Source organism: Halobaculum sp. XH14 (genome assembly GCF_032116555.1).
GTDB classification, from domain to species: domain Archaea; phylum Halobacteriota; class Halobacteria; order Halobacteriales; family Haloferacaceae; genus Halorarum; species Halorarum halobium.
Window position 1 is genome coordinate 2,559,206 of the sequence record NZ_CP134949.1, and the last position, 12,504, is coordinate 2,571,709.

At 70.5% G+C, this 12,504-nt stretch carries 14 protein-coding genes; 5 read left to right on the forward strand and 9 right to left on the reverse strand.

Annotation, left to right across the window (positions count from 1 at the left end):
• Positions 1–14: 14 nt before the first annotated feature.
• The 6 genes from RJT50_RS13120 to RJT50_RS13145 all read right to left on the reverse strand — a co-directional run bounded on the left by RJT50_RS13120 (position 15) and on the right by RJT50_RS13145 (position 4,206).
• The gene (locus RJT50_RS13120) at positions 15–533 is read right to left on the reverse strand and encodes a TrmB family transcriptional regulator (protein ID WP_313691899.1); all 519 of its coding nucleotides are present in this window, start codon (positions 531–533) and stop codon (positions 15–17) included.
• 130 nt (positions 534–663) lie between these two features.
• Positions 664–1,527, reverse strand: coding sequence for an NAD(+) synthase (nadE, locus tag RJT50_RS13125; protein ID WP_313691900.1), 864 nt, complete (start codon positions 1,525–1,527; stop codon positions 664–666).
• Positions 1,524–1,700, reverse strand: a complete 177-nt coding sequence (locus tag RJT50_RS13130; protein ID WP_313691901.1) for a DUF7501 family protein — start codon at positions 1,698–1,700, stop codon at positions 1,524–1,526. The genes nadE and RJT50_RS13130 overlap by 4 nt, the downstream gene beginning before the upstream one ends.
• A 235-nt stretch (positions 1,701–1,935) precedes the next feature.
• On the reverse strand, positions 1,936–2,772 hold the full coding sequence (locus RJT50_RS13135; RefSeq protein WP_313691902.1) for an NAD-dependent epimerase/dehydratase family protein: 837 nt from the start codon (positions 2,770–2,772) through the stop codon (positions 1,936–1,938).
• 366 nt (positions 2,773–3,138) lie between these two features.
• Positions 3,139–3,594, reverse strand: coding sequence for a DUF892 family protein (locus RJT50_RS13140; protein WP_313691904.1), 456 nt, complete (start codon positions 3,592–3,594; stop codon positions 3,139–3,141).
• Positions 3,595–3,684: 90 nt separating this feature from the next.
• Positions 3,685–4,206 carry an archaemetzincin family Zn-dependent metalloprotease gene (locus tag RJT50_RS13145; protein ID WP_313691906.1) on the reverse strand — a complete coding sequence of 174 codons (522 nt, stop codon included), beginning with the start codon at positions 4,204–4,206 and terminating at the stop codon, positions 3,685–3,687.
• A 40-nt stretch (positions 4,207–4,246) separates the two neighbouring features.
• Here RJT50_RS13145 and RJT50_RS13150 point away from each other — a divergent pair, with 40 nt between their 5' ends.
• The 3 genes from RJT50_RS13150 to RJT50_RS13160 all read left to right on the forward strand — a co-directional run bounded on the left by RJT50_RS13150 (position 4,247) and on the right by RJT50_RS13160 (position 5,819).
• Positions 4,247–4,675 carry a UPF0146 family protein gene (locus RJT50_RS13150; RefSeq protein ID WP_313691907.1) on the forward strand — a complete coding sequence of 143 codons (429 nt, stop codon included), beginning with the start codon at positions 4,247–4,249 and terminating at the stop codon, positions 4,673–4,675.
• A 78-nt stretch (positions 4,676–4,753) separates the two neighbouring features.
• Positions 4,754–5,620 carry a TIGR01548 family HAD-type hydrolase gene (locus tag RJT50_RS13155; RefSeq protein WP_313691908.1) on the forward strand — a complete coding sequence of 289 codons (867 nt, stop codon included), beginning with the start codon at positions 4,754–4,756 and terminating at the stop codon, positions 5,618–5,620.
• A gap of 1 nt (position 5,621) precedes the next feature.
• Positions 5,622–5,819, forward strand: a complete 198-nt coding sequence (locus tag RJT50_RS13160; RefSeq protein ID WP_313691909.1) for a DUF7534 family protein — start codon at positions 5,622–5,624, stop codon at positions 5,817–5,819.
• A 44-nt stretch (positions 5,820–5,863) separates the two neighbouring features.
• Here RJT50_RS13160 and RJT50_RS13165 read toward each other — a convergent pair whose 3' ends face one another.
• Entirely contained in the window at positions 5,864–6,376 is a 513-nt protein-coding gene (locus tag RJT50_RS13165) for a hypothetical protein (RefSeq protein WP_313691911.1), read from the reverse strand.
• 217 nt (positions 6,377–6,593) lie between these two features.
• Here RJT50_RS13165 and npdG point away from each other — a divergent pair, with 217 nt between their 5' ends.
• On the forward strand, positions 6,594–7,262 hold the full coding sequence (gene npdG, locus RJT50_RS13170) for an NADPH-dependent F420 reductase (protein WP_313691913.1): 669 nt from the start codon (positions 6,594–6,596) through the stop codon (positions 7,260–7,262).
• A gap of 397 nt (positions 7,263–7,659) precedes the next feature.
• Here npdG and RJT50_RS13175 read toward each other — a convergent pair whose 3' ends face one another.
• Both RJT50_RS13175 and RJT50_RS13180 read right to left on the reverse strand, forming a co-directional pair.
• Positions 7,660–9,186: a carboxypeptidase M32 gene (locus RJT50_RS13175; protein WP_313691915.1), complete on the reverse strand. Its 1,527-nt coding sequence runs from the start codon at positions 9,184–9,186 to the stop codon at positions 7,660–7,662.
• A 92-nt stretch (positions 9,187–9,278) separates the two neighbouring features.
• Positions 9,279–10,400 carry a M20 family metallopeptidase gene (locus RJT50_RS13180; RefSeq protein ID WP_313691917.1) on the reverse strand — a complete coding sequence of 374 codons (1,122 nt, stop codon included), beginning with the start codon at positions 10,398–10,400 and terminating at the stop codon, positions 9,279–9,281.
• A gap of 91 nt (positions 10,401–10,491) precedes the next feature.
• On the opposite strand from RJT50_RS13180, the gene RJT50_RS13185 reads away from it, so the two are divergent.
• Positions 10,492–12,366 carry a PINc/VapC family ATPase gene (locus tag RJT50_RS13185; protein WP_313691919.1) on the forward strand — a complete coding sequence of 625 codons (1,875 nt, stop codon included), beginning with the start codon at positions 10,492–10,494 and terminating at the stop codon, positions 12,364–12,366.
• Positions 12,367–12,504: the final 138 nt, after the last annotated feature.

Consider the following 12,504-nt stretch of genomic DNA (forward strand, 5'->3'; position numbering starts at 1 on the left):
AACGGGACCCGACGCTACCCGTCCGAGAACGGCGCTTCCATCGCGCCAACGTCCAGAACGACCTCGTCCGCGGTCTCCGCGACCGCCTCGACCGCGCCGACGACCACGAGCTTCGAGACGGGGGTCGGCCCGACGACGACCGGATCGCCGACCGCGAGCCCGTCGACGGCCTCCTGGAAGTGGATCCGCGCCCGGCAGCGGTCCGGCTCCCCGACGTCGATCAGGTCGATCGTGTCGACGGTCGCGCTGACGCGGTCGTGTTCGTGCGCGAGGACGAGCCGTTCGGGCTCCTCGAGGTCCTGATAGCTCAGGACGTCGTAGGCGGCCGCGGTCGGCTTGTAGCCGCCTTTCGGCCCGGGAATCCCCTCGATCAGCCCCAGCGCCTTCAGGCTCCGGAACTCGTTGCGGGTGCTCCCCGCGGTCCGGTCGAGGGCGTCCGCGATGATCTCCCCCTTCACGGGCGCGCTCTCGTACTCCTCGAGCAGCGTCGCGAGTATCCGTCGCTGCGTCGCGCTCAGCTCCACCTGGCTCATGCCGGGAATCGTCGGTGTCCACATTTATAGGTGTGGGAGGAGGACGGTTCTGTCCCCGACCGTGACGATTTCGACCGAACGTCGTCAAAGACGCGAAGATAGTCGTCGTTCGTGAACGTCGAGCGAGTAGTCATCCGGAAGTCGCCTCGTTTCGGTCGGGACGTGCGGGACGACGCCGCTTGTGGCGGGTGCCCGCGTGCCGGCCGGCGAGGTGTTCGACCAGTTCCGCGTCGACGCCGAGCGCGTCCGCGGTGCCCTCGACGGTCCGACCGTCCTCGATCGCCAGCGCGAGGACGCGATCGACCGTCTCGGCGGGGACGTCCCGGGTCGGTTCGTCCGCGAACCCGCCCCACCGATCCGGTCCCGCGGATGGTTCGATCACGAACTCGGGCACGTCGAGGTGGGCCGCGAGCGCCCGAACCTCCGTCTCGAACAGGTGGCCGAGCGGGAGCAGGTCGGCCGCGCCGTCGCCGTGTTTCGTCCAGTCGCCGAGCAGCCGGTCGGTACGCGTCGTCGACCCGACGACGAGTCGGCGGGTCGCGTTCGCCAGGAAGTACGCGCAGGTCATCCGGAGCCGGGCGACCACGTTCATCGTCGTGACCGTGTCCGCGGCGGGGGCCAGTTCGCCGCCGACGGTCTCCCGGAAGCCGGCGAGGAGCCTGTGGAGCTGAACCCGCGTCGCGTCGACGCCGAGCAGGTCGGCGACCGCCTCGGCGTCCCGGGCGTTCGCCTCGCTGCCGAGGGTGCAGGGCAACACCAGCCCGTGGACGTCGTCGGCTCCGAGCGCGTCGACCGCGACGGCGGCGGTCACCGTCGAGTCCACGTCGCCGCGGAGCCGGACCACGACGCCGTTCGCGCCGCTCTCGTCCACGACGCTCCGCACGAACGAGGTCGCTCGCTCGTGTGTCGACGCCAGCCGTTCCGGGTCCGTTCGCAGCGCCCGCCGTGGCTCGCTCCGGCCGGCGTCGGCCCCGCTCGTCTCGGTGCCCGTCACCCGCTCCAGTCTCCCTGAATGTCGTCGCCGATCCGATCCCGCCAGACCCCGAAGCGGGACTCGCAGTCGGGCGTCTCGTCGATGTGGTCGACGAACCCCGCCCCCGGCGACGGCAGCTGTTCGCCACAGAACGGGCAGCTGTTCGGGTCGGTCCACGTCTCGGTCGCTGACATGGGAGACGATGGCGTCCGAGACGCATTAAACGTTGCCGGAGAACAACACAAACGGACTAATATTCCTTTTATCCATATCCGAACGTCACGCCGGTTCGCGTAATAACGAAGGAACACCCATTATTTATCGCTCAGGTGGACGGGCGGACAAGCCGGGTCGACACACCGGCCGACGAACTGGACGCCCGTCCGGAGCCGTCGGGAGGACCCGGGGTGAACCGGCGTGACGCGACGGTCACTCGGGCGGGCCGTCCCACTCCTCGCCCGCGTCGCGGGGGTCGTAGCCCACGGTCTCGCGGGCGTACGCCAGGTCGTCGAGCCAGCGGCGCTCGTTCGCGCTCACCCCGTAGAAGTGGTCCCACTCGACCGACTCGTCCTGCAGACAGCAGTCGACCATGTGGGCCACGTCGCGGCGGGACTGCCAGAGCCCCTTCAGGCGGGCGACCTGCTCGTCGTACGCCTCGCTGCCCCGCTCCCAGTCGCCCCGGTCGACGCCCCGTTCGGCGTCGCCGTACGGGTGGTCGTACTCGGGCGGCTTCACGGAGCCGAGCCGGAGCCCGTAGAACCTGATCCCGTGCGCTTGGGCGGCCAGCCTGCCCAGGTCCTCGCCGTAGCTCTTCGTCAGCCCGTAGCGGGAGTCGGGTCGGTGCGGTTCGTCGTGGCCGGCCAGCACCTCGCCGTCGTGATAGACGTCGGGGGCGTTCCGGACCTCGACCATCCCGACGGCGTGATTCGAGGAGGCGAACACGAGCGAGTCGAGGTCGGCGTCGACGGCGGTCTCGGTGACGTTGTGGAGCGCCTCGAGGTTGTCCGCGAGCGGCTCGGACCAGCCGAGTTCGCGTGACCACGCCCCGCCGGTGCCCGGAACCAGCGCGAGGTGGACCACGGCGTCCTTGCCCTCGAAGTGCGGGCGAACCTCGTCGTACTCGCGCACGTCGGCGACGACGGTCTCGCCGGGACCGTCGCCGGGTTCGACGTCGAGCAGCGTGAACTCGTAGCGCGCGTCGTCGCCGAGGTAGTCGGTGATGGCGGTGCCGACGACGCCGTGCGCGCCGGTGATGAGGACGTCCATAGGGGGTTCTGGACTCGGACGGGGTTAGTCTCTCGGGGGTGGAAGAGCTCCGAACCGGTGCCGTTCAGATCTACGATGGGGAGCAGCGCTGGGTTCGAAAGCCACCTGGCGATCGGTTCGAGGGTTGGTTCGGTCGTAATGACGATTGCCTCGAAAGCCCCCGGCTGGCTACGCTCTCGTGAACGGCACGGACCGACAAGCACCGCAAGGGGCGACCGAAGTGAGCGACGAGGAGCACGGCGGCCGCACCGAGTCGAGCGCCGCGGGGCTTGCGCGGTCGTCACCACGAAACGGTCCTGACGGCCGTCAACCCGGCAAACCGCGAACCAACCGCAGATCCAAACTCGCCTCCGTCAACCCACACGACTACTCGCGCTCGTACTCCTTCTTGAACCCGCGGAACTCCGTCCGGTGGGCCTCCTCGTCGGCGAGCACCGTCACGCCGAGGTCCTCGGTCACCGGGTCGTCCGCCTCCCTGGCGGCCTCGATGAGCGACTTGTACGTCGAGATGGCGTCCTCCTCGGCGTCGAGCACGCCGTTGATGACCGCGAGCACGTCCGTCGTGTCCGCGGGCGGCTGGAGGCTGTGCTGGTTGGCCGTGAACTCCGCCGACCCGGGGGGGCGCGCGTCGAGCTGTTTGAGACGCTGACCGATCCGTTCGGCGTGCCCGAGCTCCTCCTGGACGTCGGCCTTGAGGCTCTCCTTGATCTCCTCGGCGCTCACGCCCTCGAGGACGATGGCGTTCGCCTGGTAGTTCATCACCGTCTCCATCTCGTCGCCGTACGCCTTCCGGAGCAGTTCGATGACGCGGTCGCTGGACATGACGGTTCGACGTTCGGCCGCGAAGGGGAAATAGCTACTCGCCGCGTGCGCCGGGGTGGCCCGTCCGCGACTCGGCGGAGCGCCCGCGACTCAGCGGACCGTCCGCGAGCAGGTGCCACAGAGGTTCTCCTCCTTCACGTCGACCTCGCGCACCGTCGGGGAGAAGCTCATCACGCACTTGTTGTTGTCACAGTGTTCCAGCCCGAGCGTGTGGCCGATCTCGTGGACGATCTCCTTGCGGACGCGGTCCGAGAACACCTCGCCGGAGGGCTTCGAGGAGATGCCGCCGTCCGAGGAGGTCTGCAGTCGGTAGGTGGAGATGACCGAGCCGTTGCCGTTGAGGTAGGCGAGCCCGAACACGTAGTTGCGCCGCCGGTAGTAGAGGTCCTCCGAGGTGATGCCGATGTTCTTCTCGCCCTCGCCGACCCGGGAGACGAGCTCGATGAACTGCTCGGCCCGGTACTGGCTCCGGCTGCGGTCGTACGCGCCCTCGGGGATGGTCTGCTCGTCGTGTACGGACACCTCGCAGTCGTACACGGAACGGAGCGCCGCCGACGCCTCCCGCTTTTCCTCGGCGGAGACGTCCCCCACGGGCACGATGTCGACGAGCATGAACTGGTTTATGCGTGGCCCCTCCATAAGTTTCCCGCCCGTGTCCGAGAGTCGCCGTCACGCCGTCGCCGAGTTCCTCGCCCGGTACGCGACGCTCTGTGAGGTCGGCGTCGGCCGCCGCCCGGAGGTCGCCGCCGACCTCGCCGAGCGCGGCCGAACGGTCACGGCGACCGACGTCGAGGAGCGGCCGGCCCCCGACGGCGTCCGGTTCGTCCGCGACGACGTGGTCGACGCCGCCGACCGCGCGGACCCCGGCGACCACTACCGCGCCGACGCGGTGTACGCGCTGAACCTCCCGCCGGAACTCCACCGGCCGATCCTCGCGGTCGCCCGCACGGTCGACGCCGATTGCCTGTTCACGACGCTCGGCGGCGACCCACCGACCGTCGACGCCAGGCCGGTGACGCTCGCGGGGGGCGAGACGCTGTACGTCGCCCGCGAGCGCCACGGAGCGGCCGACCACGAGTGACGATCCACCCGCCGAAGGGCAGCCGGCTACCGGACCCGAGTCGCAACGCACATACGCCGCGGCCGCGCCCCTTCCCCCATGCGAGTTGACGCGGTCGTGCTCGACGTGGACGGCGTGCTCGTCGACGTCGCCGACTCCTACCGCCGGGCGGTCGTCGAGTCCGTCGAACGGCTCCACGGCGACACGCTGCCGAAGGCGGACCTCCAGGCGTTCAAGGACGCCGGCGGGTTCAACAACGACTGGCTGCTGTCGGACGCGGTCGCGCTGTACGTCCTCGCCCGCGAGCGGGGGCTGGCGGCCGACGTGGCCGAGTTCACCGACCGGATCGCCGAGCGCGGCGGCGGGCTGGCGGGGGCGCGAGCCGTCGTCCGAAACGCGCTCGGCGACGAGGCGGCCGACGCGGTGGAGGCCGACCGGGACCACGACCGACTGCGCGAGACGTTCCAGGCGCTCTACCTCGGCGGTGACCTGTACCGCGACATCGAGGGCGGCGAGCCGCCGTTCGAGGCGCGCGGGTTCATCCACGACGAGCCGGTCATCCTGACGCCCGAAACCCTCGGCGCGCTCCGCGACGGGTACGACCTCGGCGTCGTCACCGGCCGGCCGCGGGACGAGGCCGACATCGCGCTGGAGCGCGCCGGGGTGGCCCTCCCCGAGGAGCACCGGTTCACGATGGACGACTGGGATGAGGGGAAGCCCCACCCGCGAGCGCTCGTCACGCTCGCCGAACGGCTCGGGGCCGACCGGATCGCGTTCGTCGGCGACACGCTCGACGACGTGCGGACGGCCGTCAACGCCGCCGCGGCCGACGACGAGCGCGCCTACTTCGGCATCGGCGTCCTGACCGGCGGATTGACGGGCGAGGAGGGGCGGGCGAAGTACGCCGACGCGGGCGCGACCGCCGTCGTCGGGAGCGTGAACGACCTGCCGGGGCTGCTGGAGTGAGATGCGCCGAACGCGACTGCTGCAGTTCCTGACGTACGTCGCGCTGCTGGACGTGCTTGCGCTCGCGCTCGCAGCGCGGTTCGCACCGCCCGACCCGTTCACGCAACTCGTCGCGCTCGGTCCGATGCTGCTCGTCGCGCCCGTGCTCGCCTACTGGTTCGTGTACGTCCGCGGGCGGACCGAACCCGAGCGGGACTGATCGAAGCCGTCCGAGCGAGATCGACCGAAGCGGTCGGACCGTTTTCACGCCGCGTCGCGCCCGTCTTCGTCCGGCGCCTGCTCGTCCAGCGGGAGCAGCCGCGTGCGCCCGCCGGGATCGAAGACGGTCGGCTCCGCGCCGGCCTCGCGTGCCAGTCCGCGGAGCGCCCGAGCGAGTGCGACCGCCTCCGCGCGCTCGTCGTCCGACCGGAACGCGAGCCTGATCTCGTCCGGCCGGTTCGCGACCCTGAGGTGCAACGAGAAGCCCGTCGGCCGGACGAACGGCGCGAGGCCCTCGATGTCCGCGTAGCGAACCCGAACCGTCTCGGGGTCGTGGGTCGCCTCGGTCCGGGAGACTGCGTGCGGGTCGTACAGACCCAGCGACTCGGGAAGGTGCCCGAACAGCCCGTTGACCGCGCCGCCGGCGAACCGCGCGAGCCGGCCGTGCCGGGAGTGAGCGAGCAGGACGTCGTCGTCGCCGAGGAAGACTCTGCCCGGACGAGCGCTCTCGTCGGGAGTCGGGCGGAGGATGACGTCGAAGGCGTCGGGACCGTCCATGGATCGGCGTGTTCCGCCGGTCGTATCAACGTGTCGTCGCGAGCGCGAGCGCGGCGGCGGTCATCGCGCCGGTCGACCGCGAGCGGCTCGACGACGGCGAGCGGTCCGCTGGCAGCTCTCCCGACGACGACGAGCGGCCCGCCGACGGCCCGGACCGATACCGACAGCGCTGTCCGGTCACGCAACGCTTACCGCCGGCCCCCACGCAGACCCGGGCATGCGAATCGCGTTACTCGGCGGTACCGGCGACGTCGGCGAGGGGCTGGCCCTCCGCTGGGGGCTGGAAACGAACCACGAACTGCTCGTCGGCTCCCGCGACCCGGAGAAAGCACGCGACGCGGCCGAGTCGTACGTCGGGACCGTCTCGGCGGCCGGCGGAGACGCGACCGTGAAGGGGTTCACCAACGGGATGGCCGCCGACCGCGCGGACGTGGTCGTCCTCTCGGTCCCGCCGTACCACGTCTCGGACACGGTCGAGTCGGTCGCCGACGTGCTCGACGACGACGACGTGGTCGTCACGCCCGCGGCGGGGATGAAACGGGACGACGACGGCTTCCACTATCACCCGCCGGGCGCGGGCAGCGTGACGGCGCTGGTCCGCGAGGCCGTGCCCGAGCACGTTCCGGTCGTCGGCGCGTTCCACAACCTCGCGGCCGGTCGGCTGGCTGACCTGGAGGCCGACCTCGGCATCGACACGCTGGTCATCGGCGACGACGCGGACGCGACCGCGACGGTCTCGCGGCTGGCCGAGGAGATCGAGGGGCTGCGGGCGCTCGATGCGGGCGGGCTGGCGAACGCCGCCGAGGTGGAGTCGCTGACGCCGCTTCTGGTGAACGTGGCGACGAACAACGAGGGCATGCACGACCTGGGCGTTCGGTTCTCCTGAACCGCGTTTCGGGAGCGTCGGGTTCCGGGGCTCCGTGAGATTCGGGTTCAGTCACGTCGCAGGAAGAGCTCGGCAGTCCCGCCCCGTGGACGGTCGGGCCCGTCGCGTGGGCTCCCCACGCCTCCCCGGTGGGCGCGGCTCGCTCCTCGCGTCGCTCGCGTGTGCGCCCGCCGCATCCCGCCGACCGTCGGCCGGCCAGCGTCACGGTGGACTACCCGCGGCGTGTACGGGCGGTAGTCGGGCCGGCGTAGGCTCGGCCGGAAGACTGGCAGGGTTGGACTGGAAGGGACCGTCGGGAGTCACGGGGGCTTCCGAAGACACGGAAGTGGCCGTCGTGCTCGAATCGACGTCCGGAAAGAGACGATCGAAAGACGGCGTTTACGCTCGAGCCAACTGCTCAGACGGACGATTCCAGTTCGTACAGCTCCCCGTACTTGTCGGCGGCGTACGACGTGAAGTAGTCGGCCGTGAACTCCTCGCCGGTCGCGCGCTTCACGAGTTCGTTCGTCTCGTACTTCGCGCCGTGGCGGTGGACGTTCTCGCGGAGCCAGTCCTGCAGGTCCTCGAAGTCGCCCTCGCGGATCTTCGACTCCAGGTCGTCGATCTCGTCGCTCGCGGCCTCGAACAGCTGCGTCGCCATCACGGAGCCGAGCGAGTACGTCGGGAAGTAGCCGAAGTTGCCGTGGCTCCAGTGGATGTCCTGCAGGCAGCCCTCGGCGTCCGTCTCGGGACGGATGCCGAGGTACTCCTCGTACTTGTCGTTCCACACCTCGGGCACCTCCGAGACGTCGAGTTCGCCCGCGATCAGGGCTCTCTCGATCTCGAACCGGATGACGATGTGGAGGTGGTAGGTGAGTTCGTCCGCCTCGACGCGGATGAGGTTGTCCTCGTACACCTGGCTCGCCGATTCGTACGCCTCCTCGACCGACGCGTCGGTGTCCGGGAACTGTTCGCGGACGCTCGGCAAGATCTGCTCCCAGAACGCGCGCGACCGACCGACGTGGTTCTCCCAGAGGCGGCTCTGGCTCTCGTGGACCGACAGGTCGCGCGACTCGCCCAGCGGCGTCCCGAAGTGCTCCCGCGGGAGCCCGAGGTTGTAGTACGCGTGCCCGAACTCGTGGACCGTCGCCATCAGCGCGCCCAGCGGGTCGGCCTCGTCGAAGCGCGTCGTGACGCGGCAGTCGAACTGGTTCCCCGAGGTGAACGGGTGGCTGGAGACGTCGAGGCGCCCGCGGTCCCAGTCGTACCCGAGCGTCGAGAGCACGTCACGCGAGAGCGCCTCCTGGGCGTCGGTGTCGAACGTGCCCGTGAAGGCGTCGGTCGTCACGTCGGCGTCGCTTTCCCGGATCTCCTCGATCATCGGGACGAGCGTCTCCTTCAGGTCCGAGAGGATCTCCTCGGCCTGCGAGAGCGGGAGGCACGGCTCGTACTCCTCGAACAGCACCTCGTAGGCGTCCCGGTCGGGGTCGACGTGCTCGGCGTACTCGCGCTTGAGTTCGACGTGTTTCTCCAGGTACGGCGCGAACGTCTCGAAGTCGTCCTCCGCCTTCGCCTCCTCCCAGGCGGAGAGCGCTTCCGCGGACGTGCTCGAGATCTCCTCGACCAGGTCGCGGGGCACGGCGTCGGCGCGCTCGTACTTCCGTCGCGCCTCCCGGAGGACCGCCGCCCGTCCCTCGTCGAGATCGAGTTCCTCGCAGGCGTCGAGCAGGTCGCCGGTCCGCTCGTCGGTGAGCATGTCGTGGCTCACCGACGAGAGCACCGAGAGCTGTTTCGACCGCGCGGGGGTGCCGCCCTCGGGCATCATCACCTGCTGGTCCCAGCCCAGCACGCCGCCCGCTCCCTCCACCGCGTTGACCCGTTCGAGCCTGTCCGTCAGTTCCGCGTAGGCGTCGGCCTCCCCGTCCGACGTCGCCTCTGTTGCCATCACGGGAAAATCGCGTCCCGAGAGCCTTCAAACGTGCATTCCCGGACGGTCGATCGAACGGCTGCGAGCACGCCCGAGACGGTCGGTTCGGCCTAGTCGACGAACGCGGTTCCCGCCTCCGCGACGCCCCGGTAGATCCGGTAACACCGGGCGAGCACGTCGAGCGAGACGCTCTCGGTGTCGGTGTGGGCCTCGCCCGGTTCCGACGCGCCACAGACGACGCAGGCCGTCCCGGCGTCCGAGAGCCATCCGGCGTCGGTCGCGTGGGGTTTCGAGACGTGCTCCGGGTCGCCCGCCTGTGCGTCCCGCGCGGCCGCCAGCACGGCGTCCGCGAACGCGTCGTCCGAGCAGGCCATCGGCGGGAGGTCCTGGTCGACGCGCCACTCCACGCCCTCGATTCGCTCAGCGTCCTCGAGCGAGGCGTACTCGCCCGGCACCGTCCGCTCGTCGACGGTCACCTCGCACTCGTCCGGGATGACGTTCCAGGCGCTCCCGCCGTCGATCCCGGTGACGGCGACGCTTCCCCGGACCCGCTCGCCGAGCACCTCGACCTCCGGGAACTCGAGTTCCCGCACCACGTCGACCGCGTCGCAGGCGCGGTAGACGGCGTTGACGCCGTTCTCCGGGACGCTCGCGTGGGCGTTCTCGCCGCGTGCGACGAGCGTGCTCGCGCGCCGGCCCTTGTGCGCGATGACGACGTCCGTGACGCCCGTCTTCGAGTAGTTCGTCGAGCCCTCGGCGACGACGGCGTAGTCGGGAGCGAAGCCGTCGGCGATGGCGCCGCGTGCGCCGACGCCGCCGACCTCCTCGCCGACGAACGAGGCGAAGACGAGTTCGAAGCCGGACTCGAGGTCCGCGTCCCGGAACGCCAGCATCGCCGCGGCGACCGCCCCCTTCATGTCGGCGCTCCCGCGGCCGTACAGCCGTCCGTCGCGCTCCTCGACGGCGTAGTTGCCCTCGTCGTCGACCTGCGGTTCCCCCGGCGGGACGACGTCGTGGTGGCCGACCAGCGCGAGCGACGGTGCCGACTGGTCGCCGCGCCGGGCGATGACGTTGCCGTGCTCGTCGCGGGTCACGTCGGCGTCGGTCTCCGCGCGGAGCCAGTCCTCGATGGCGTCGCCGGCTGCGGTCTCGTCCTCGTGGCTCGGGATCGAGACGAGTTCGCGCGTCAGCGAACGCAGTTCCTCCTCGGTCCGTTCGGGGGGCGTCTCCATGTCTACGATCGGGTCCCGACGCGGCTTAATTCCGGTCCTCCCGACCCCGCGTGTGAGCACGCTTAAAGGGTTCCCGACCCGACGTAGTCGCATGAACGTCGTACCGGACACCAGCGCCGTCGTCGACGGCCGCGTGTCCGAACGCATCGAGGACGGCAGCTACGAGGGGGCGACCGTGTTCGTCCCGGAGGCCGTCGTCGCCGAACTGGAACGCCAGGCGAACGAGGGGCTCGACACCGGCTGGGACGGCATCGCCGAACTCCAGCGCATCGCGGAGGCGTCGAAGGCGGGGACCCTCCAGGCCGAGTTCGTCGGCCGGCGACCCTCCGCGGCCGAACAGGAGGGGGCCGGCGAGGGCGACGTCGACGCGCTCATCCGCGAACTCGCCCTCGAGCACGACGCGACGCTCCTGACGAGCGACTACGTGCAGGCCGAGACGGGCGAGGCGACCGGCCTCGACGTGGAGTACGTCGAACCGCAGGTCCGCGGGCGCGAGGACGACGGGCTCGCCATCGAGTCGTTCTTCACCGACGAGACGATGTCGGTCCACCTGAAGACGGGGACCCGGCCGAAGGCCAAGCGGGGCACCATCGGCGAGATGCGCTACGAGTTCGTCGACGACGAGGTCGTCGGGGAGGAGCAGATGGCCGACTGGGCGAACGACGTGGAGGCGACCGCCCGCGCGTCCCCGCAGGGGTTCATCGAACTCTCCGAGCCGGGGATGACCATCGTCCAGTACCGCAACTACCGGGTCGCCGTCGCGCGCCCGCCGTTCTCGGACGGCATCGAGATCACCGCCGTCCGGCCGATCGCCAAGACGACGCTCGACGACTACGAGTTCGCGGACGAACTCCGCGACCGGTTCCTCGAGCGCCAGCGCGGCGTCCTCATCGCGGGCGCGCCCGGCGCCGGCAAGTCGACGTTCGCGCAGGCGGTCGCGGAGTTCCTGAACGACAACGACTACGCGGTGAAGACGATGGAGAAGCCGCGCGACCTTCAGGTGTCCGAGGAGATCACCCAGTACACCGCGCTCGCGGGCGACATGGCCAAGACGGCCGACTCGCTGCTCCTGGTCCGCCCCGACTACACCATCTACGACGAGGTGCGCAAGACCCACGACTTCGAGGTGTTCGCGGACATGCGCCTCGCGGGTGTCGGCCTGGTCGGCGTGACGCACGCCACCCGCGCCATCGACGCGCTCCAGCGCCTCGTCGGCCGGGTCGAACTCGGGATGATCCCGCAGGTCGTCGACACCGTCGTCTTCATCGAGGCCGGCGAGGTCGACACCGTCTACGACGTGACGACGGAGGTGAAGGTGCCCTCGGGGCTCACCGCCGAGGACCTCGCGCGGCCCGTCATCCAGGTCGTCGACTTCGAGACGGGCACGCCCGCCTACGAGATCTACACGTTCAACCGCCAGGTCGTCACCGTCCCGCTCGGCGACGAGTCGGAGGCGGAGGCCGAGACGGGCGTCGGCCGCATCGCGAGACAGGAGATCGAACGCGAGATCCGCTCGGTCGCGCGCGGCCACGTCGACGTGGAACTCCAGGGGCAGAACGACGCCGTCGTCTACGTCGACGAGGACGACATCAGCTACGTCATCGGGAAGGGCGGCGGCCGCATCACCGACATCGAGAACCGCCTCGGCATCGACATCGACGTCCGGACCCACTCCGAGCGGCCGGCCGGGGCCGGCGGCGTCGAGGCCGCGAGCGGCGGGTCGGGCGGCGGGACGCCGAAACCGCAGGGCGAGATCGTCCAGCCCGAGATCACCAGCCGCCACGTGGTCATCCGCATGGACGAGCACGTCGGCGAGACGGTCGAGGTGCGCGCGAACGGCGAGTACCTGTTCACGGCGACGGTCGGGCGCGGCGGCGACATCCAGGTGTCGCGCGGCTCGGCCATCGCCGAGGAACTCGAGGACGCCATCGACAGGAAGCAGACGGTAACGGTAGTGCCGGCCTGAGGCCGGCGGCGACGCCGCGCGGCGGCGCGACGTCAGAGCACGGGTATCTCCACGGAGACAGCTCCGGTCCGCCGACGGCCATGGCGTCGGCGGACGGGAGTGGTGTCGTTGGGCGGGTCGGGCTACTCGCGTCCCACC

Bases quoted from the DNA above. Each gene is read 5' to 3' on its own strand.
- RJT50_RS13120 (WP_313691899.1), bottom strand. From the start codon at position 533: ATGAGCCAGGTGGAGCTGAGCGCGACGCAGCGACGGATACTCGCGACG.
- RJT50_RS13130 (WP_313691901.1), bottom strand. From the start codon at position 1,700: ATGTCAGCGACCGAGACGTGGACCGACCCGAACAGCTGCCCGTTCTGT.
- RJT50_RS13135 (WP_313691902.1), bottom strand. From the start codon at position 2,772: ATGGACGTCCTCATCACCGGCGCGCACGGCGTCGTCGGCACCGCCATC.
- RJT50_RS13140 (WP_313691904.1), bottom strand. From the start codon at position 3,594: ATGTCCAGCGACCGCGTCATCGAACTGCTCCGGAAGGCGTACGGCGAC.
- RJT50_RS13145 (WP_313691906.1), bottom strand. From the start codon at position 4,206: ATGCTCGTCGACATCGTGCCCGTGGGGGACGTCTCCGCCGAGGAAAAG.
- RJT50_RS13155 (WP_313691908.1), top strand. From the start codon at position 4,754: ATGCGAGTTGACGCGGTCGTGCTCGACGTGGACGGCGTGCTCGTCGAC.
- RJT50_RS13160 (WP_313691909.1), top strand. From the start codon at position 5,622: ATGCGCCGAACGCGACTGCTGCAGTTCCTGACGTACGTCGCGCTGCTG.
- RJT50_RS13165 (WP_313691911.1), bottom strand. From the start codon at position 6,376: ATGGACGGTCCCGACGCCTTCGACGTCATCCTCCGCCCGACTCCCGAC.
- npdG (WP_313691913.1), top strand. From the start codon at position 6,594: ATGCGAATCGCGTTACTCGGCGGTACCGGCGACGTCGGCGAGGGGCTG.
- RJT50_RS13175 (WP_313691915.1), bottom strand. From the start codon at position 9,186: ATGGCAACAGAGGCGACGTCGGACGGGGAGGCCGACGCCTACGCGGAA.
- RJT50_RS13180 (WP_313691917.1), bottom strand. From the start codon at position 10,400: ATGGAGACGCCCCCCGAACGGACCGAGGAGGAACTGCGTTCGCTGACG.
- RJT50_RS13185 (WP_313691919.1), top strand. From the start codon at position 10,492: ATGAACGTCGTACCGGACACCAGCGCCGTCGTCGACGGCCGCGTGTCC.